Source organism: Actinomadura luzonensis, assembly GCF_022664455.2.
Lineage (GTDB): Bacteria > Actinomycetota > Actinomycetes > Streptosporangiales > Streptosporangiaceae > Nonomuraea > Nonomuraea luzonensis.
Genome location: NZ_JAKRKC020000001.1, coordinates 3,577,170 through 3,595,260, shown reverse-complemented (window position 1 = coordinate 3,595,260; position 18,091 = coordinate 3,577,170). Strand labels below are relative to the sequence as shown.

General features: G+C 72.4%; 19 protein-coding genes. 12 read left to right on the top strand and 7 right to left on the bottom strand.

All coding sequences use genetic code 11. The features are described 5' to 3' along the window. Nucleotides 1–3: 3 nt before the first annotated feature. Nucleotides 4–1,914 (bottom strand): sialidase family protein, encoded by a 1,911-nt coding sequence (locus tag MF672_RS17590; RefSeq protein WP_242381960.1) that lies wholly within the window; start codon nt 1,912–1,914, stop codon nt 4–6. Between the two features lie 201 nt (nt 1,915–2,115). On the opposite strand from MF672_RS17590, the gene MF672_RS17585 reads away from it, so the two are divergent. Together MF672_RS17585 and MF672_RS17580 are read left to right on the top strand one after the other, a co-directional pair. Then, a complete protein-coding gene (locus MF672_RS17585; RefSeq protein WP_242381959.1) occupies nt 2,116–2,358 on the top strand; it encodes a hypothetical protein in 243 nt (80 codons plus the stop codon). Then, nucleotides 2,355–2,894, top strand: a complete 540-nt coding sequence (locus tag MF672_RS17580) for an SRPBCC family protein (protein WP_242381958.1) — start codon at nt 2,355–2,357, stop codon at nt 2,892–2,894. Before MF672_RS17585 ends, MF672_RS17580 begins: the two co-directional genes overlap by 4 nt. A 144-nt stretch (nt 2,895–3,038) precedes the next feature. Here MF672_RS17580 and MF672_RS17575 read toward each other — a convergent pair whose 3' ends face one another. The 5 genes from MF672_RS17575 to MF672_RS17555 form a co-directional block, all read right to left on the bottom strand. Beyond that, nucleotides 3,039–3,827 (bottom strand): DUF6461 domain-containing protein, encoded by a 789-nt coding sequence (locus tag MF672_RS17575; RefSeq protein WP_242381957.1) that lies wholly within the window; start codon nt 3,825–3,827, stop codon nt 3,039–3,041. Then, nucleotides 3,721–5,184, bottom strand: coding sequence for an MBL fold metallo-hydrolase (locus tag MF672_RS17570; protein WP_242381956.1), 1,464 nt, complete (start codon nt 5,182–5,184; stop codon nt 3,721–3,723). The genes MF672_RS17575 and MF672_RS17570 overlap by 107 nt, the downstream gene beginning before the upstream one ends. A gap of 33 nt (nt 5,185–5,217) precedes the next feature. After that, nucleotides 5,218–6,036: an NAD(P)H-binding protein gene (locus MF672_RS17565; protein WP_242381955.1), complete on the bottom strand. Its 819-nt coding sequence runs from the start codon at nt 6,034–6,036 to the stop codon at nt 5,218–5,220. Continuing rightward, nucleotides 6,033–6,920, bottom strand: a complete 888-nt coding sequence (locus MF672_RS17560) for an alpha/beta hydrolase (protein ID WP_302893228.1) — start codon at nt 6,918–6,920, stop codon at nt 6,033–6,035. The genes MF672_RS17565 and MF672_RS17560 overlap by 4 nt, the downstream gene beginning before the upstream one ends. Nucleotides 6,921–7,044: 124 nt before the next feature. Then, nucleotides 7,045–7,530: a nuclear transport factor 2 family protein gene (locus MF672_RS17555; protein ID WP_242381953.1), complete on the bottom strand. Its 486-nt coding sequence runs from the start codon at nt 7,528–7,530 to the stop codon at nt 7,045–7,047. A gap of 269 nt (nt 7,531–7,799) precedes the next feature. Between MF672_RS17555 and MF672_RS17550 the strand changes: the two genes are divergently transcribed. The 3 genes from MF672_RS17550 to MF672_RS17540 all read left to right on the top strand — a co-directional run bounded on the left by MF672_RS17550 (nt 7,800) and on the right by MF672_RS17540 (nt 11,407). Further along, nucleotides 7,800–8,717, top strand: coding sequence for a LysR family transcriptional regulator (locus MF672_RS17550; RefSeq protein WP_242381952.1), 918 nt, complete (start codon nt 7,800–7,802; stop codon nt 8,715–8,717). 100 nt (nt 8,718–8,817) lie between these two features. Further along, nucleotides 8,818–9,966: a hypothetical protein gene (locus tag MF672_RS17545; RefSeq protein ID WP_242381951.1), complete on the top strand. Its 1,149-nt coding sequence runs from the start codon at nt 8,818–8,820 to the stop codon at nt 9,964–9,966. A gap of 40 nt (nt 9,967–10,006) precedes the next feature. After that, nucleotides 10,007–11,407, top strand: a complete 1,401-nt coding sequence (locus MF672_RS17540) for a hypothetical protein (protein WP_242381950.1) — start codon at nt 10,007–10,009, stop codon at nt 11,405–11,407. 280 nt (nt 11,408–11,687) lie between these two features. Here the strand turns inward: MF672_RS17540 and MF672_RS52170 are convergent, their stop codons facing one another. Beyond that, nucleotides 11,688–11,927 carry a DUF6461 domain-containing protein gene (locus MF672_RS52170; protein WP_407654775.1) on the bottom strand — a complete coding sequence of 80 codons (240 nt, stop codon included), beginning with the start codon at nt 11,925–11,927 and terminating at the stop codon, nt 11,688–11,690. Between the two features lie 268 nt (nt 11,928–12,195). Between MF672_RS52170 and MF672_RS17535 the strand changes: the two genes are divergently transcribed. The 7 genes from MF672_RS17535 (at nt 12,196) to MF672_RS17505 (ending at nt 18,046) form a co-directional block, all read left to right on the top strand. After that, nucleotides 12,196–12,822: a TetR/AcrR family transcriptional regulator gene (locus MF672_RS17535; RefSeq protein ID WP_242381949.1), complete on the top strand. Its 627-nt coding sequence runs from the start codon at nt 12,196–12,198 to the stop codon at nt 12,820–12,822. Continuing rightward, entirely contained in the window at nt 12,819–13,010 is a 192-nt protein-coding gene (locus tag MF672_RS17530; protein ID WP_242381948.1) for a ferredoxin, read from the top strand. The genes MF672_RS17535 and MF672_RS17530 overlap by 4 nt, the downstream gene beginning before the upstream one ends. A gap of 11 nt (nt 13,011–13,021) precedes the next feature. Further along, on the top strand, nt 13,022–14,296 hold the full coding sequence (locus MF672_RS17525; RefSeq protein WP_242381947.1) for a cytochrome P450: 1,275 nt from the start codon (nt 13,022–13,024) through the stop codon (nt 14,294–14,296). 39 nt (nt 14,297–14,335) lie between these two features. Continuing rightward, a complete protein-coding gene (locus MF672_RS17520) occupies nt 14,336–15,385 on the top strand; it encodes an NAD(P)-dependent alcohol dehydrogenase (protein ID WP_242381946.1) in 1,050 nt (349 codons plus the stop codon). A gap of 168 nt (nt 15,386–15,553) precedes the next feature. Beyond that, the gene (locus tag MF672_RS17515; RefSeq protein ID WP_242381945.1) at nt 15,554–16,795 is read left to right on the top strand and encodes a Tm-1-like ATP-binding domain-containing protein; all 1,242 of its coding nucleotides are present in this window, start codon (nt 15,554–15,556) and stop codon (nt 16,793–16,795) included. Next, entirely contained in the window at nt 16,792–17,613 is an 822-nt protein-coding gene (locus MF672_RS17510) for a phosphoenolpyruvate hydrolase family protein (RefSeq protein ID WP_242381944.1), read from the top strand. Before MF672_RS17515 ends, MF672_RS17510 begins: the two co-directional genes overlap by 4 nt. Nucleotides 17,614–17,638: 25 nt before the next feature. Further along, nucleotides 17,639–18,046, top strand: coding sequence for a cupin domain-containing protein (locus MF672_RS17505; protein ID WP_242381943.1), 408 nt, complete (start codon nt 17,639–17,641; stop codon nt 18,044–18,046). Nucleotides 18,047–18,091: the final 45 nt, after the last annotated feature.

The following is an 18,091-nucleotide window of genomic DNA, read 5'->3' as shown; positions in this document are numbered from 1 at the left end:
CGGTCAGCGTGCGGTGCGCGCGGTCTCCGCGACCGCCTCGCCCGTCGCCACCGGTACGTCGGCGGCGCGCGCCGTGGCGGCGGCGCCGGCGACCGGGCGTCCTCCGGTGACGGTGAAGGTGTTCTCGTTGAACGTGCCGCCGGTCGGCGCGGTGGCCACGGCGAACGCGGCGAACGCGTTCCCGCCGGGCACCACCGAGGTGGAGATGTAGTCGCCGACCATGCGGCCCTGCGAGGTGTCGGCGGTCCAGGACAGCGTCATCGGCCCCTGGATCTGGGTGGGCGCCGCCCAGCTCGCGCCGCCGTTGACGGACGAGGTGGCCGCGACGGTGAGCTGGCAGGTGGCGGCCGTGCAGGCGGAGACGGGGTAGCGGTAGTAGGTGACGGCCACCCGCGCGGCGCCGCCCGAGGTGGTGCGGTCGACGCCGATGCCCGGGATGAAGTGGTCACCGCCGTCGCTGGTGACGCGGGTGACGGCGCCCCAGGTGGTCTCGCTGGTGGACTTGCTCAGCACGATGTCGTTGCCGGCGCAGCCGGACTGGAAGCGGCAGTCCTGCCAGGCCACGTACGCCGTGCCGGCCGAGTCGATCTCGGCCGACGGCAGCGGCGAGGTGCGCAGCCCGCCCGCGACGGTGTGCTGCTGGACGGCCGAGACGAGCACGCTGGCCCGCCAGGTCACCCCGCCGTCGATGGAGCGGAAGGAGCGGATCTGGTTGTTGTTGCTGAGGTAGGGCACCAGCACGGTGCCGTTGGGCCGGACCACCGGCTGCCCGCCGAGGCCGGTGACCGAGGTGCTGACCACGGTCCAGCTCAGGCCGCCGTTGGTGGAGCGGGCCATCCGGACGGCGTTGCCCGCGCCGTTGTCGTCGAACTCGGTGTAGCAGCGGCCGAAGAAGGGGCTGGCCGCCGTGTTGTCGCAGGCGATCCAGTTCTTGTCCAGGTTGGCGGACCCGGTCGCGTTGGCGGTGACGACCGGGTTGCCCCAGGTCAGGCCGCCATCGGTGGACCGGCTGGTGAGCACGGCCCGGCCCACGACGCCGCCGGTGTCGGTCAGGCCCAGTGTGGAGATCATCCAGACGTTGTGCAGGGAGTCGAAGGCCACCGCCGGGTCGCTGACCCGGTTGAACGAACCCCCGGCGAAGGTCGTGATCCCGGGCAGGTTGCCGCGGGTCCAGGTGGCGCCGTTGTCCGTCGAGGTGGCGAAGGCGATGTCGGAGGAGCCGCCGTCGAAGAACCGTCCGGTCTGCTGCGCGGCGACGATGGTCGTGCCGAACTGGAAGGTGTCCGGCTCGACCTGGGTGCGGTGCTGGCTCGTGGCATTCGTGAACGTGTCGGCCCCGATCTCGGTCACCGGGACGTTCGCCAGCGCGGGAGTGGTGGTCAGGAGCAGGGTCGCGACAGCCGCGGTGACGGCGGCTCCTGCGCGTCGGGTGAGCAGGTGCATGAGGTCCACCTCCAAGTGGACGGGGGAGGGCGTGCCGGGTCGGCTCCCGGCACGCGGCGGCGCGGGCGCGGTGCAGGCGCGGGGCGGCACCTCGGGGACGACGACGCCGTTGTCGCGGCCGCCGCTCCTGACGCCGATGCGGAGCGCGTCGCCCAGCGGGCCGGTGAACCCGGCCGGAACGCGGCCGTTCGCCTCGCGGGAGTTGCGGCTGTTGGCCGGCAGCACCTGCGGATGGTTGTCGGCCGGGCCGGCCGGTGCGGTGTCGAGGTTGGCCCACACCACGTACAGGGCGCCGTCGGGGCCGCCGCAGCCGGGCTGCTCGCCCAGCGCATCGCCGAGCACCCCCGAGGCCGGACGTCGCCGCCACGGTTTGAGATCTTCGTACGAGAACCCCTGCGCGGTGGCGGGAGGAATCCTGACCAGGACGAGGGCGCCCGGAGCGATCAGGCCGAGAGCATGCCGGAATCGCATCCTGCCTCCATGGGACGACGGGACTGAGCCGGGGGCTCCCGACCGGCCCCGCCCATGACGGAAGGACCCGAGAAGGCGACGGTATGCCCGCCCTCACTCCCCGCCAAGCCCCGGGCAATGGCCGCATCCGGACACGGCCGGGGCGACGCCGGGGCGGAAGGGCGGGACCACGAGCCGCCTTGAGCGTGTTACCATGTTACTGTGGTAACAGTCGAACGTGTCCAGACGGGCCTGCGGCTCGAGAAGAACGTCCTCAAGGTCCTCAAAGGGCTGGCCGAGTACCTCGACATCTCGCTCGGCGACCTGGTGGAGGGCATCGCGCTGCACGCCTTCGACGGCAAGGCGCCCTTCACCCCCGAGACGCTGGCCAGGATCGAGCAGCTCAAGGCCGTCTACGGCCTGACCCTGACCTCCGCCGACGCCCACCGGCTGACCGAGCGATGAGCGGCGCCCAGCACACGCTCGCCGGACGGCTGACGGTCCCGCTGCCGCCCGGCGAGGCGTTCACGCTGTTCACGCCGCGCGGCGAGGAGCGGTGGGTGCCCGGCTGGCGGCCCCGCTTCCCGGCGCCGCCCGGCGACGACTCCGCCCCCGGCACCGTCTTCGAGACCAGCGCGCACGGCGAGCGCACCGTCTGGGTGGTGACCGCGCGCGAGCCCGGCCGGCGCGTCTCCTACGCCAGGGTGACGCCCGGCTCCCGCGCCGGCACCGTCACCGTCGAACTCGACCCGGACGAGCACGGCGGCACCACCGTGCGGGTCACGTACGAGCTGACCGCGCTCACCCCCGACGAGCGGGGCCCGCTGCGCGAGTTCGCCGAGCGCTACCCGGACTTCCTGCGGTCATGGGAGCAGGACATCGCCCGCCACCTCCGCTCAAGCCCGCTCTTCATCGCCCCAGCCGAAGGAGCCCACGGCCCACAGGTCGGAAGTGCTGGGGATGGCCGGCCTTCCCGACTGCCGGACGGCCGCCTGGCCTGACGAGTCGACGCCCGCGACCGCACGCCCACGTTGGCCGTCCCGCCCGTCGGGACCCTGGTCCAGGCCGCCCACGCGCGCTCCGGCCCGGTGGCGGACACGTCGACCTGGCGATCGCCGTCCGCTGTCTCGACAAACTCATGCGGATCAGGAGCCGCCGGGCAGGGCGGCGCCCAGGATGGGGCGGCGAAGGTGTTGCGGGCTCACCATGACGCCGGTGATGCGACCGGCCAGCGCCAGGGCCGTCGGGATTGGGTTGTCGATGTGGTCGGCGGCGGCAGGATCGATGCCCAGCTCACGGAGGTGACGATTGAGCCCGTCGGGGTTCGCGCCGTCCCTGTCGATGGGAAACCCAGGGTTGACGACGGTGCTGAGCCGGCCGTCCACGGCATGGCTGACCTGGTGCTGGGCGTAGTCATGCCGCTGCACCGCCACGGCCTCGCCGCCGTCGCGCGACAGGGCGCCCAAGACCTCTTGTCGCGGGCCGCGCAGGCCGCGGTCCGCGATCGCGACGGTCCACTCCCCGAGGCGCACCACGGTGATGATCCAAGGTCCCCCCGGATACGTGTGCTCCCCATCGGCGATCATCCGGATGTTCTCGTCCGCGGCGCCGAGGCGGCGCAGCACCTCGCGCTCGTCGAGCCCGCGGACGAAGACGATCGTGTAGATGTCGCCGAGTGGGCTGCCCTCGTGCCACCCGTAATCCTCCGGTGACACGCCGGGGGTTCTCGCGGTGGCGCGGACCATCTCGAACGTCTCGGCCTGCTCAAGGATCTCGGGATGGGCGGCGAAGAAGGCCTCGGTGATCTCTGCGGCCAGCCGGCCACGCTCACTGACCGGGTAGCCGTTCGCTCTCGCCCAGTCCCGGATCTGAGTGCGGCCGAGCGTGGGCGAGCGGTAGGTGACGCGGAGGGGGGTGAAGTCGGCATCGGACATGATGCGAAACTACCGACAGGCGGGGAAGGTCCGCTGCCGTCCTGGCCGGCGTACAAGGTGAAGAGGTCACGGTCGGTGCAGGTGGGCTCCTGGGCTGCATGAAGTCGAATCCACCCGTGCCGCCAGGGGCGAAGCGCACCAGGAGGCGCTGGTGGCCGGACCGGTTCTCGGCGACCCGGATGACGGTCAGTGTGCCGCCGATGACCTCGTTCGCGGCGCAGGCGCGGATCGCGGCGCGGCCCTGGATGCGCCGTCCGACGTCGATGACCTGCGCGTCCGCGGCGAACGTTGCCGCTAACGCGTCAAGGTTCCCGCCGTTGACCGCGTCGACATAGGCGCTCACCGGCGCCAGCAAGGTGCCTTCCTGCGGCTTGTCCGAGCAGGCGGCGGGGACCTTCGCGGGATCTTCGGCGGACAACTCCCGCGCGACGGCCTTGAGGTTCTCCTGCACGATGGTCGGCAGGTCCGCGACCGGTGGATGGCCCGGGTAGGCGCGGTCCAGCTCGGTGATGATCGACTTCCGCTCGTCGGGGGTGACCGTTCCGCCCTCGGGCGAGTCCGGGGCGAGGGCAGGGCGAACGAGGGCACGGAATCGCTGCAGGTATCGGCGCTGCTCGTCGATCATCTCCCGGGGCGCGCCCGGGGCACCGTGCCCCGGGTACATCGTCCTGGCTTCGGGAAAGCGCCTGCCGAGCTGATCGAGGATCTGGAGCCAGCCGCAGCTGTTGCCCTCGATCAGGGCAGGTGTGACTTTGCTGGTCGCCAGGTCGCCGGAGAAGAGGTCGCCGGTGTCCGGGCGGTAGTAGACGGTCGCGGTGTCGGACTCGCCCTCGGCGAAGGCGGCGGTCTCGAAGCGGAGGCCACCGGCCCGCACCGGCGTGCCGTCCTCGAAGGTCCGGTCGGCGTAGGTGAGGCCGGCGGGAAAGGCGGCGTTGGCCGAACGGGCCAGAGGGTAGAAGCCGCGCTTGTCCTCCCGCATCGCCTTGTCGGTCGCCTTGGACGCGTGGATGGGCGCCTTGGGAAAGGCCTCGTGGAAGGCGCCGGTGCCGCCCACATGGTCGGGATGGGCGTGGGTCAGCAGAATGGCGGCGACAGGCTGGCCGGTCTTCCTGATCTCCGCTATCGCCTGCCGGGCGTCGGCCGGCGTGCGCAGGGTGTCAACGAGGACCAGGCCTTCCGGCGCCTGGATCCAGTAGGTGTTGACGGAGCCCGGGTCGGGGGAGGCGAAGCGTCCCGGCTGCCCGGTCTTCGCGTCGGGCGCCTCGGGCTTGTCATCGTTCGAGCAGCCCGCCGCCCAGGCGGTCAAGCATGCGGCGGCGGAGGTCGCGGCCAGCAGGCGCCGCAGTCTCTGGTTCATCTGGAGCTTTCGTGATGCTGGGATACAGGAGATTCAGCGGAAGTCGTCCGCGTGGGCCTTTGCCCACTGTTCGAAGGTGCGAGGCGGATGTCCGGTCACCTGCTCCACGGTGGGGTAGATCTTGGACTCGTCCAGGGTCCTGTCGCTGTAGAAGCTGAAGAACGCCTGGATGTACTCCTCCGGCATACGTCCGGACATGTCGGCTCGGGCCTCCTCGTCCGTGAGGGCGTGGAAGCGCAGATCGCGGTGGAGCACCTCGGCCAGGATGGCCAGGCGCTGGGCGGGCAGGAGCCGTTCCGGGCCGCTCAGCTCGTGGACGCGCGCCTCGTGGCCGGGGTCGAGCAGGGCCCGGACGGCAACGGCTGCGATGTCGTAGGGGTCGACGGAGGCGATGGGCACGTCGCCGAAGGCGTCCTTGACGACGTCGCCCTCGCGCAGCTGGGGCAGCCAGCGCAGGGCGTTGGACATGAAGGCGTTCGGACGCAGGAACGTCCAGGCCAGACCGGACTCGCGGACCGCCGTCTCGGAACGGATCATGAATGCGGAGATGGCGTTGCGGGTGTCGGCGGTGACGGTGGCCAGGCTGGACAACAGCACCACCCGTTCCACACCCGCCCGCCGCATCCGGGCGAGCAGCCCTGGCATGTCGCGGTAGCCGGGCAGCAGGAACACCCCGCGGACGCCGTCGAGCGCGGGCGCGAGCGAGTCCGGCTCGTCCAGATCGCCGACAGCCTGCTCGCCCGGGAGATCGGCGGGTTCACGCACCAGCGCGCGGACCGGCGCTCCGGCCCGGCGGAGTGCCTGGACGACCTCGCCGCCGACATTTCCGGTGGCTCCGGTGACAAGGATCATCGCAGGGTCCTTCCGAAGTGAGCGGCCGCTGTGTCCGCCGCGAGCGTGACCTGTGGCTCCTGGTCGTAGAAGTCGAACTGGGTGCCCTCCGCCCAGAGGATGGCCTTGGGGCCAGCGAGCCCGGCGTGGAAACGGCGGGCGCCGTCGGGGATGGCGGCGTCCTGGCTGTGCACGAGCACGGTGGGCTGGGTGATCTGCGGCGCCAGGGCGATGGAGTCGTAGGTGAGCCAGTCCTCCCAGGCCATGACGGCGAACCGGTTGGGCCAGGCGGGGATGCCGCCGCGGGCCGGGTTGAGGTAGAAGTCGATGTCGTAGGGCATGGCCGCGCGTGGGTCGGTGGCGCTGACCACCGGGACGTAGTCGATCTCGCCGGTCTCCGCGAACCGGGCGTGCGCCTCCCGGGCGATCTTGATCTTCTCGGCGACCGCGTCCGCGCCCCCGTAGGCGGCCGCGCAGATGGCAGCGTCGTGCAGCCACGGCGCGACAAGCGCAAGGGAGCCGATGCGGGGGTCGTGGGCGGCGGTGTCGGCCATGTACATCGCGGCGGCGCAGACCCCCAGGGCTCCCAGCCGGTCGGCGTCGATCGCCGGGTGGGCCGCCAGGAACGTCACCGCCTGCTGGATGTCGCGGACCTTGCGCGCCGGGTCCTCCACGTCGCGCGGTTCGCCTCCGGACTCGCCGAAGCCGGTGAAGTCGAACGACAGGGCGGCGTACCCGCGGTCGGCCAGCCGTTCGGCGTACCGGTCGGCCATCAGCTCCTTGACGCTGGTCCAGGTGCCGGCCACCACGATCCCCGGGGCCGGGGTCGCAGAGCCGGGCAGGAACAGGTTGCCGGTCAAGGTGGCCGTACCGCTGGAAAAGGTAACTCTGTGCTGGGTCGTCACTGACGGTCCTCTCTCAATGATCAGCTGGATGGGTGAGGTCGGCGTAGGTGATGGCCCCGCCCGGTTCTTCACGACGCCGCTGAGGGCTGCGACACGGGCGGCGACGGGGCGCTGTGCCGACGGATCATCGCGCCGCCCGCGCCATCAGGTCCCTGTTGCCGTCGGCCCAGGCCGCCGTCATCACGACGCCGCTGATCTTCCAGCCGCCGGCGGCGCGGATCAGGTCGAACCGGTAGAAGCCGCCCAGCGTCCACAGCGGTGCCCCGAACGGGTCCGCCAGCCGATGGGTGGCCTGGAAGGAAGCGGTGCACACCGCGGTGTCGCCCTCCAGCGTCACCAGGTGGTTGGCGATCAGGTGCTGGGTGGCGTCGAACCCGCCCAGCACCTGACGCCAGGCGTCCACGATCTGCCGCGGCGACAACACGGCCGGTTCGCCGCCGTTCAGGCTCGTGTAGTCAAGCCGCACCTCATCGGCGAACACGGCCTCCAGCGCCTGCCACTCGCGCCGGTCGGCGTGCCACGCCATCCGCGTGCACACCTCGACCACGGCCTGGCGCTCCAGGAGGTGACGCATGTCCGCCCCGAGGGCGAGGTGATCGATCGTACTCACTGAACCTCTCTCGTCATTGCGTTGATCTCGGATGCGATGGCTCCCGGGCCGGGCAACGCCTGGCACCTCAGTGGCACCGCAACAGAAGGCCTGGGCTCCTGACACGGGCCCTGGAGTCCGGCGGCGCGGGACGGTTCGCGCAGGGCCGGGCCCGGCACCACGACGTCGCGGCCGACGGCACGATTCTGGACGCGGCACCGCCGCCTGCGGAAACAACGAAGCATTGTGCCCGGCACCGCCGATTTGTTGTGGCCGCTAGTGTGATCACCATGAGGGACATCGATCTTCGGCACCTGCGTTCGTTTCTGATCGTGGCGCGGGAGCGGTCCATCACCCGGGCCGGGACGGTGCTCCACCTGACGCAGCAGGCGGTGTCGACGCACGTACGGCAGTTGGAGCGCTCCCTGGGCGTCGTTCTGCTGGTGCGCACCTCACGCGGCGTTCTGCTCACCCCCGCAGGGGAGGAACTCGCCGCATCGGGCGCAACCGTCCTCGATGACGTCGCCCACCTGGCCGAACGGGTGCGTGCGGCGGCCGCCGCCCAGGCCGGCACCCTGCGTCTGGCCTGCTGTCCCGCGGCCGCCTCCATGTTCGCCGCCGATGTGGCCGACGCCCTCGAGGCGGCGGTTCCCGGGCTGGAAGTGACGTTGCACGGCGTGCCGACCCCGAGGCACGAGCTCGAACTGCTCGGCGACGGGCGTGCTGACGCGGCCTTCATGTGGCTGCCGATCGGCGGTGCCGGGCTGCATCACGCGGTCGTACGCAGTGATCCCCGAGCCGTGGTGGTGTCCACCCGCCATCGCCTGGCCGACCGCCCGGCCGTGACCCTCGCCGACCTCGCCGACGACCCGGTCCTACGTCCGGATGTCCTCACCTCTTCGGAGGCGGAACGGTTCTGGCTCGCCGACCCCCGGCCCGGTGGCAGCCCCGCACCACGCGGCCCGATCGTGCCCAGCGTGGAGGACTGCCTGCTGGAAGTCGGCCGAGACCGCGGCATCTGGCTCGCCCCGCAACCGCTGCGCGCATTGATACCCATCGGTAACCTGCGCTGGATCCCGATCGCGGATGCCGAGCGCTTCGACCTCGCCGTCGTGTGGAACGACGGCGCCCCCCAGTCTCTGATCACGCGTCTGATCGCCGAAGTCCGCAATGTCACCGGCCACGATCGGCGTGACCATGCCGCGTGAATCCTCGACGCCGACAGCAGCCGGGAAAGCGGATCCGTGCAGGTCTCGGCATATGGGCGGCGCAAGTGTCGGGAGCGGTCGTCAGTGTCGGCCTCCGTACATGACGATCGCGAGGGAGGGCTGGATGGCCGAGCTGATCCGCTGGGTCGAGGACGAGGTGCCGGTGTCGTACGGACGATTCGGCCTGGGTGCCGGTTCCCTCGAGCCTGAGGAGGAGGGACAGTCCGGGGTGATGCTGGCCGAGCCGGGTGGTCTCGCGCTGGACGGGGTCGAGCTGGAGAGCGGGGCGAATACGGCCCGCGTACGGATGGAGGCGTGGGACTCCGAACCCCTCGACGCGCCTGGCGAGCCTTGGACACAGGCCGGGCAGATCGTCTACCTGAGCTCGTACGGCATCGCGCAGGTGAGCGGGATCGGATACAGCCCGAGCGGGCAGAAGTTACTGATCGGCCCGCCTTTCTGCGCCTATGGCCTGCGGGCCTACACCGGTCAGGTGCGCATGGAGCCGGCCCCTTGGGACGACAGCGAGCTCGAAGCGGTCGAGGAGTCGTTCCTGCTGCGGTTCTGGCCACTGGCCGACGCCGCCGCTCCCGCCCTGCGCTCGGAGTCGGAGGCCAGAGGGCTGGCCGCGGCCAGGATGCGCGAGCTCGTACCGCTGCCTCCCGGCGCTCAGGCGCCGCGGCCGGAGCAGTGGCCCGCGCTGCGGCCGCACCCCCGGCCCGATCCCGCCACCCTGGTGATGCGGTACGCCCCCGGGACGGACCACCTCGAACCCGTTCCCCCGGCCGGATCCCAGGCGCCGGACGAGGCGTGGCGGCGCGTCGAGGAGGTACTGGGCGATCTGCGCTACGACCTGCTCGGCAACCTGCCGAACCACGTGGAGTCCTGGTCACGGTCGAGGCTGGAGCACTACGCCGCCCGGCTGCGCGTGGACAGGCGCGTCGGCCGGGAGCTGAACCCGGACGACGCGCCCACGATGGTGCTCAAGGCGTCCGACGTGCGTACCGTCCTGATCGGGCCCGATCCCGGGCACAGCGGCCGGGCCTGGGTGTGGGGCAAGGACGATGACGCCTACGCCGAAGTGCTGTCGGTGGACCGGCAGATCGTCGCCCGCGACCCCATCCGCGGCAACAGTCTGCTGACCGGGATCGTCACCATCCTGCGCAACGAGGACGACCACGTGGAGGTACGGGCGGCGACGGCGGCCGAGGCGGCCCGGGTGAGCACAGTCGAGCGGCTGCGGGGCTGACAGGGTTCCCTACATGATCGGTTGCCCCTAGCCTCGTGCCGTGTTCGACGTTCTCTTCCTCATCGTCGGTCTGGTGATGGTCGCGCCCGCGCTTTTCGCGAGCTGCATTACGATCTTCGCGGCGGTGGCCGCTCCTCCCGGGCGCCACGGCGGGATACGTTCCGGTCACCTGGTCTCGGGGGCGCTCGTGGCCTTGTGCGGGCTCGCGGTTATGGGGTTCGCGGCCTGGTCGACGCGTCATGACGGTCACTATGACGACTTCGAGGCCGCGGTGATGATCTTGGGGGCCATGGCGGGCGCGTCGGTGTTCGTGGTCGGGCTGGGGCCCTTCGTCCCCTGGCTGCTGGGTGTGCTCGGGCGGGGCGGGACGCGGCTGCCGGTGCCTTTACGACTGGCCGCGCGTCACCTGGCCGACCAGCGCAGACGTACGTCTCCGGCGGTGGCGCTGACCATGGGCGCCGCGGCCGCCGCCGTCATCGTGGCGATCGTCGGCGGGGCCACGACGGCGCAGGCCAGGGCCAACTATGTCGCGTACGAGCGGCCGGGCACGCTCATCGTGTCGTTCTCGCCGCAGGACGCGGCGGCCGCGCGGGCGGCCGTCCAGGAGGTTCTGCCCGGCGTACCGGTCGCGGAACGCCTCGCCCCGCACTGGCCGTCGCGCCTGGTCGTGTCCGCCCAGGACGGTGTGAGCTCAGGGGGCTACATCGGTGACGAGGCGCTGCTCCGCTACCTCACGGGCAACCTCGTGTTCCCGTACGACGAGGGCCGGGCTGTCACGGTCACGGCCGGGGACGACGGGTTCAGCACCGCGGAGATCGACTACTACCCGTCCCTGGACGACCGGAAGACCACCACGAGCATCCCGGCGATCGTCGTGGAACCGGTGTCGTCCGGCCTCGACAGGGTCTTCATCCCCGCGAAAGTCCTGCGGGACCTGGGTGTCCAGCTCGGCACGGAGGCACTGGTCGTCGATCCCTCCCTGCGCCGGGTCTCGGATGCCGAGCGCGATCGCCTTCAGGAGCGGCTGGGCGAGAACGGCGAGGCGTACCTGGAGCAGGGGTTCCAGGAGCCGACAGGGCCGTTGTACGCATCGGGAACGCTGACCGTCGTCGCCCTCGTCGGCGCGCTGGTGGCCACGGTCTGTTCCCGCCGCTCACCCCGGCTCCTGCACCGCGTCGGCGGCTCATCATCGGCCGTACGCGCCCTGACCGCCTGCCGCGCGGCCCTGGCGGCGGCCTCCGGGACGGTGACGGGGGCGGTCGTCGGATGCGTCGCCGGCCTGCTGCTGGCTTGGCCCTTCACCGCCTCCGTCGATTGGGAGGCACCGCCACGGGTGCCGTTCGAGACTCCGTGGGTGCTGATCGTCGTGTTGGCCGCGGCGCTGCCCCTGCTCGCGGCCGGGCTCGCGCTGCTCGGACGACCTCGTCGCGATGAACGGTGAGGTCTGGAAAGTGTCACGCCCGTGCGTCGGGTGGCTTCTGTGAGCCGGGCGTGTGAGCCGGGAACGTCGGGTGTCCAGTGGGTGAGCTGATCCCAGCCGGTCCTGCGCATGCTGCGGGCCAGTTCGGCCCGCGAGCCTCGCTGGTCACGGTCTCGACGCTGGCGTCGTTGTCCATGCAGGCGTCGATGAGCGCTCACTGACGGAGAGGCATCGCGATGATCAGGCCGACACTCATGTCGGGCATGGTGTCGAGATGGCGAAGGGACGGTCCAGGCGAGCATCAGTAGGCGCCGGGTATGGCGGCGCCGAGGATCGGGCGGCGAAGGTGCTCCGGGGTGAGCACGACGTTGGTGATCCGGCTGGCGATGGCCAGGGCCGCCGGGATGGCGTTCTCGATATGGTCGTCGGCGGCTGGATCGATGCCGAGCTCACGGAGGTGTCGGTTGAGCCGGTCAGGTTCCGCGCCTTGCCTTCGGTGGGGGAAGGTCGGGTTGATGTCGGAGAGGTATTCCCCGTCGATGGCGTAGGCGGGGAGGGCAGAGGCCGTCCATGTGCGAGGCTCGCCAGCTGCAGTCCTCGATGGCGATCGTCCAATCTTCGATTCGCCTGACGGTGATGATCTCCGGCCCTTCCGGCTGGGAGTAGTCCTCGTCCGTGTACGCCGGTGGAACCACCAACGCCAGCCGCCGGGGTCAGACCGCCATCATTTCCCTGGCCTGACCTCCTGCCTCACACGATCGGAGCGGGGGGCTCTTGACGCATCAAATGAACGCTCTTTTAATTCCCACATGGGCCGCATAGCCGGAGTGACCGCCGCCGAGACCCGGGAGAGGCTGCTGGCCGCCGCGGCCGAGGTGTTCGCCGCGCGCGGCTACGACGGCACGCGCGTCGCCGACATCGCCGCCGCCGCGGGCGTCAGCAACGGCGCCCTGTACGCGCACTTCGGCTCCAAGGCCGAGCTGATCGTGGCGGCGCTGCGCGCGCACGGGCGGGAGAAGCTGGCCGCGGTGGTCGCCGCGGATCCGGGCCGGTCGGCGACCGAGCTGCTGCTCGTGCTCGGCCGGTCCCTGTCCCGCCGCCGCGACGCCCCCGGCTACCTCGTCGTGGAGGCGCTCACCGCCGCCCGCCGCGACGCGGACATGGCCAGCCCCATGCACGACTACGTCGGCGAGCGGGCCGAATGGCTGGCCGGGCTGGTCCGGGCCGCGCAGCGCGCCGGGGAGCTCGACCCCGCCCTGCCGGCGGACGCGCTGGCGCACTTCTGCCTGCTGCTGTCCATGGGCAGCGCGCTCATCACCCCCGACCTGCACGCCGTCGACGACGCGGAGTGGACGGCGCTGCTCGCCCGGGTCGTCCAGGCCTTCGCCCCCGGAGGAGGCGGCGGCACCCCACCACAGAGCGGAGCACCACAGTGAAACTCAAGATCGACCCGGAGCGCTGCCAGGGCCACGGCCGCTGCTACGACCTGGCGCCCGCCCTGTTCGGCGAGGACGACGAGGGCTATGGCCAGGTCCTCGGCGACGGCGTCGTGCCCGCGAACGAGCAGCAGACGGCCCGCCTGGCCGTGGCCAACTGCCCCGAGCGGGCGATCGAGATCCTCTAGGAGGCCCTGCCATGACCGTCGACGACCGCTTCACCCAGGATTTCCGGGAGACCCGCGAGGACCAGCCGCTCGGCACGCGCAACGAGATCATCACCGGCCCGGTCTCCGACTGGGCGACTGATTTCTCCCACTTAGAGCCGGAGTGGGCGGCGGACCCGTACCCCATCCAGGACGAGCTGCGCGAACGCTGCCCGATCGCGCACACCGGCCGGTTCGGCGGCGGCTGGCTGCCCACCCGCTACGAGGACGTCGTGGCGGTCGCCTACGACACCGAGCGCTTCTCGTCCCGGTCGATCATCATGAGCAACTTCCGCCCCCCGCGCGAGCTGGCCCCGGTCGGCGGCACGCCGCCGATCTCCTCCGACCCGCCCTTCCACCACGACGCGCGCAAGCTGCTGCTGCCGGCCTTCACCAAGACGGCCGTCTCCCGGCGCGAGGAGTCCACCCGGGCCTTCTGCCACTCGCTCATCGACGCCCTCGAGGGCCGCGACGTCGTGGACGCCGCCCGCGACTACGCCCAGCACATCCCGGTCCGGGTGATCGCCGACATGCTCGGCTTCCCGCAGGAGGACGGGCCGCGCTTCCGTGAGTTCATCGAGAACTCCCTGGAAGGCGTCAACCGGCCGCCCGAGGAGCGCATCGAGCGCATGGGCAAGCTGTTCGACTACCTGCTCGCCCAGATCCGCGACCACCTCGACCACCCGCGCGACGACCTCACGACCTACCTCATCGAGGCCGAGCTGTACGGCCGCAAGCTCGACCCCTCCCACGTGGCCGGCACGATGGCGCTGCTGCTCATCGCCGGCATCGACACCACGTGGAGCGCGATCGGCGCGTCCCTGTGGCACCTGGCGAAGACGCCCGCCGACCGCGAGCGGCTGGTCGCCGAGCCGGAGCTGCTGCCGACCGCGATGGAGGAGTTCCTGCGGGTGTACGCGCCGGTGACGATGGCGCGGCTGGTCAAGGAGGACATGCACTGGCACGGTGTGGACATGAAGGCCGACGACTGGGTGCTGCTGTCCTTCCCGGCGGCCAACCGTGACCCGGCGCAGTTCGAGCGGGCGGGCGAGGTGGTCATCGACCGGGAGGTCAACCGGCACGTGGCCTTCGGCCTCGGCATCCACCGCTGCGTGGGCTCGCACCTGGCCAGGATGGAGCTGCGGGTGGCGCTGGAGGTGTGGCTGGAGCGGGTGCCGGTCTTCTCGCTGGCCGACCCGGCGGCGGTGCGGTGGGCCGCCGGCCAGGTACGCGGGCCGCGCGCGCTGCCCGTCCGCATCGGAGGCTGATCCCCGGCACGACCGCGAACGAAGCAGGAGGTGACGGGCATGCGCGCCCTGCGCTTGACGGCCTGGAAGTCCGACCCCGAACTCGTCGAGGTGCCCGACCCCGAGCCCGGCCCGGGTCAGGTGGTGGTCAAGGTCGGCGGCGCCGGCGCCTGCCACTCCGACCTGCACCTCATGCGCGACTTCGGGCCGGGGCTGCTGTCCTGGGGCCCGCCGTTCACGCTCGGCCACGAGAACGCCGGCTGGGTGCACGCCCTCGGCCCCGGCGCGCGCGGGCCGGAGGTGGGGACGCCGGTGGCCGTGCACGGCGCCTGGGGCTGCGGCGCCTGCGCCCGCTGCCGCGCCGGCGTCGAGAGCTACTGCGAGGACCCGGCGGGCTCGCCCGGGCCCGGCGGCGGAGGCGGGCTCGGCCAGGACGGCGGCATGGCCGAGTACCTGCTCGTCCCCGACGCCCGGCACCTGGTGCCGCTGCCCGACGGGCTCGATCCGGTGGCCGCCGCGCCGCTGACCGACGCCGCGCTCACCCCCTACCACGCCGTCCGCCGCTCCTGGCCCAAGCTGACGCCCGGCAGCACCGCCGTCGTCATCGGCGCGGGCGGGCTCGGCCACCTGGCGGTGCAGATCGTCAAGGCCACCACGGCCGCCCGCGTCGTCGTCGTGGACGTGCGGCAGGCGGCCCGCGACGACGCCCTCGCGCACGGCGCCGACCACGCGGTCGCGCCCGGCGAGGGGGCCGCCGCCGAGATCCGCGCCGGCACCCCCGGCGGCCGGGGCGCCGACGTCGTCATCGACTGCGTCGGCTCCGGCGACACCCTCGCCCTCGGCGTCGCCGTGACCCGCGTGCTCGGCGACCTCACGATCGTCGGCATCGCGGGCGGCACGCTGCCCGTGTCGTTCTTCGGCGTCCCGTACGAGGTGTCGGTGCAGACGACGTACTGGGGGAGCCGGCCCGAGCTGGCCGAGGTGCTGGACCTGGCCGCGCGCGGGCTGATCGCGCCGCGCGTGACGACGATCCCGCTGGAGCGGGCGGGGGAGGCGTACCGGCTGCTGGAGAGCGGCGAACTGGTGGGCCGGGCCGTCGTCACCCCCTGAGAGCCGTCACCCGGTCGTCGCGGGTGCCGGGGCCCGCCCACGCCCGCGCACCGGCGGGCGGCCCGCGCAGCCAAGCCGGCGCCGCGCCGGGCGGGCGGCGTGGAACCCCGGCTGACGGGGCACATCCCCGGCCCCGTCACAGGGTCAACGAGCGAAGAGGTGAGGCATGTGCCGTCCGTCGTACTGATCGGCACTCTCGACACCAAGGGCGAGGAGTACGCGTGGCTGCGCAACCGGCTCGTCGAGCTGGGCAGCGACGTCATCGTGATAGACGCGGGCGTCGGCGAGCACGGCGACGACCTGCTCGCCGACGTCCCGAGCGGGCGGGTCGCCGAGGCGGCGGGAGCCGATCTGCGGGCGCTGCGCGAGGGCGGCGACCGGGGCGCGGCCGTGGCCGCGATGGGCGAGGGCGCGGCGGCGGTCCTCGCCGGGCTGCACGCCGACGGCCGGGTGGACGCGGTGCTCGCGGTGGGCGGCAGCGGCGGCTCGTCGATCGCCGCGCGGGCCGTCCGCGACCTGCCGATCGGCCTGCCCAAGCTCATCGTCTCGACGATGGCGGCCGGGGACGTCTCGCCGTACGTCGGGGCCAGGGACGTCACGCTGATGTACAGCGTCGTCGACATCGCGGGCATCAACCGGCTCTCGCGGGCCATCCTCGGCAACGCGGCCGCCGCCGCGGCCGGCATGGCGCGGGCCTACCAGCTCGCCAAGGCCGTGCAGACCGCCGGGCTGCCGGACCGGCCGCTGGTCGGGGCGTCGATGTTCGGCGTCACCACCCCGGCCGTGGACGCCGCCCGCGAACGGCTCGGCGAGCTCGGCTACGAGGTGTCGGTCTTCCACGCCACCGGCTCGGGCGGCCGGGCGCTGGAGGGCCTGGCGGCCGGCGGCATGCTGGCGGGCGTGCTCGACCTGACCACCACCGAGCTGGCCGACGACCTGGTCGGCGGCGTGCTGTCGGCCGGCCCCGACCGGCTCACCGCGGCCGGCCGCCACGGCGTGCCGCAGGTCGTCGCGCCCGGCGCGCTCGACATGGTCAACTTCGGGCCGCGCGAGACCGTGCCCCCCGAGTTCGCCGACCGCCTCCTGTACGTGCACAACCCCACGGTGACGCTCATGCGCACCACGCCGGAGGAGATGCGCGAGCTCGGCCGCCGCGTGGCCGCCAAGCTGCGCGCGGCGACCGGCCCGGCCGCGCTCTTCCTGCCCCGGCAGGGGGTCTCCGCGCTCGACGCGCCCGGCGGCGCCTTCGCCGACGCCAAGGCCGACGCCGCCTGCTTCGAGGCCATGGAGGACGGCCTGCGCGGCTCGGCCGTCGCCGTCGAGGACCTCGACCTGCACATCAACGACCCTGCCTTCGGCCGCGCCATGGCCGACCGGCTGCACGACCTGATCACCGGAGGTACCTCATGAACAGGCAGGACGTCCTCGACCGGCTGCGCGCCACGGCCGCCGCCGGCCGGCCCGTCGTCGGCGCGGGCGCCGGCACGGGCCTGTCGGCCAAGTGCGCCGAGGCCGGCGGCGTCGATCTGATCATCATCTACAACTCCGGCCGCTACCGCATGGCCGGGCGCGGCTCGCTGGCCGGGCTGCTGCCGTACGGCGACGCGAACCAGATCGTCGTCGAGATGGCCGGCGAGGTGCTGCCGGTGGTCCGCGACACGCCGGTGCTGGCCGGGGTGTGCGGCACCGACCCGTTCCGGGTCATGCCGTACTTCCTGGACCAGCTCAAGGCCATGGGCTTCGCCGGCGTCCAGAACTTCCCGACCGTCGGCCTGTACGACGGGACCTTCCGGCAGAACCTGGAGGAGACCGGCATGGGCTACGACCTGGAGGTCGAGCTGATCCGGCTGGCCCGCGAGCGCGACCTCGTCACCGCCCCCTACGTCTTCGACGAGGACCAGGCGCGGGCGATGACCGAGGCGGGCGCCGACGTGCTCGTGCCGCACGTCGGGCTGACCACCAAGGGCAGCATCGGCGCCGGCACCGCGCTGAGCCTGGACGAGGCCGCCGAACGCGTCCAGGCCATGCGGGACGCGGCCACCGCCGTGCGCCCCGACGTGCTGGTGCTCTGCCACGGCGGGCCCATCGCCGAGCCGGACGACGCCGCATACGTGCTGTCGCGCACCAAGGGCGTGGCGGGCTTCTTCGGCGCGTCGTCGATGGAGCGGCTGCCGACCGAGCGGGCCATCACCGAGCAGGTCCGCGCCTTCAAGTCCCTGAGCTTCTGAGCGAGCGATCCGGAGGAGACGCCCCATGCACGTCAGCCCTGACGCCGTGCCCACGATGGCCTTCGACTGGGGGGCGATCAAGTGGTTCGTCACCCCGTCGGCCGTCCCCGGCGCGGCCGCCACGCTGGGCGAGGTCATCGTCAACCCCGGCAAGGGGCACGCCCGCCACAACCATCCGGACGCGGAGGAGGTCATCTACGTGATCTCCGGGGAGGGCCGCCAGACCGTGGGCGACGGCGAGGAGTTCACGATCAGGGAGGGGGACGCGGTGCACATCCCGGCGGGTGTCGTGCACTCGACGTACAACGCGACCTGGCGGTCGCTGCGGCTGATCGTCACCTACACGCCCGGGGGAGCGGAGCGGGCCCTGGAGGCCGCGCCCGACCTCACGCTGCACGACGCGGGCGCCGTCGCCGAGTGGCGCCAGGCCTGAGCAGGGACGGCATCAGGGGACGGCATCAGGGGACGGCCTCAGGGG

Excerpts from the sequence above, each read along its gene's own strand:
- MF672_RS17520 (WP_242381946.1), top strand. The coding sequence starts at position 14,336 with ATGCGCGCCCTGCGCTTGACGGCCTGGAAGTCCGACCCCGAACTCGTC.
- MF672_RS17510 (WP_242381944.1), top strand. The coding sequence starts at position 16,792 with ATGAACAGGCAGGACGTCCTCGACCGGCTGCGCGCCACGGCCGCCGCC.
- MF672_RS17535 (WP_242381949.1), top strand. The coding sequence starts at position 12,196 with ATGGGCCGCATAGCCGGAGTGACCGCCGCCGAGACCCGGGAGAGGCTG.
- MF672_RS17590 (WP_242381960.1), bottom strand. The coding sequence starts at position 1,914 with ATGCGATTCCGGCATGCTCTCGGCCTGATCGCTCCGGGCGCCCTCGTC.
- MF672_RS17545 (WP_242381951.1), top strand. The coding sequence starts at position 8,818 with ATGACGATCGCGAGGGAGGGCTGGATGGCCGAGCTGATCCGCTGGGTC.
- MF672_RS17525 (WP_242381947.1), top strand. The coding sequence starts at position 13,022 with ATGACCGTCGACGACCGCTTCACCCAGGATTTCCGGGAGACCCGCGAG.
- MF672_RS17575 (WP_242381957.1), bottom strand. The coding sequence starts at position 3,827 with ATGTCCGATGCCGACTTCACCCCCCTCCGCGTCACCTACCGCTCGCCC.
- MF672_RS17580 (WP_242381958.1), top strand. The coding sequence starts at position 2,355 with ATGAGCGGCGCCCAGCACACGCTCGCCGGACGGCTGACGGTCCCGCTG.
- MF672_RS17565 (WP_242381955.1), bottom strand. The coding sequence starts at position 6,036 with ATGATCCTTGTCACCGGAGCCACCGGAAATGTCGGCGGCGAGGTCGTC.
- MF672_RS17505 (WP_242381943.1), top strand. The coding sequence starts at position 17,639 with ATGCACGTCAGCCCTGACGCCGTGCCCACGATGGCCTTCGACTGGGGG.
- MF672_RS17550 (WP_242381952.1), top strand. The coding sequence starts at position 7,800 with ATGAGGGACATCGATCTTCGGCACCTGCGTTCGTTTCTGATCGTGGCG.
- MF672_RS17570 (WP_242381956.1), bottom strand. The coding sequence starts at position 5,184 with ATGAACCAGAGACTGCGGCGCCTGCTGGCCGCGACCTCCGCCGCCGCA.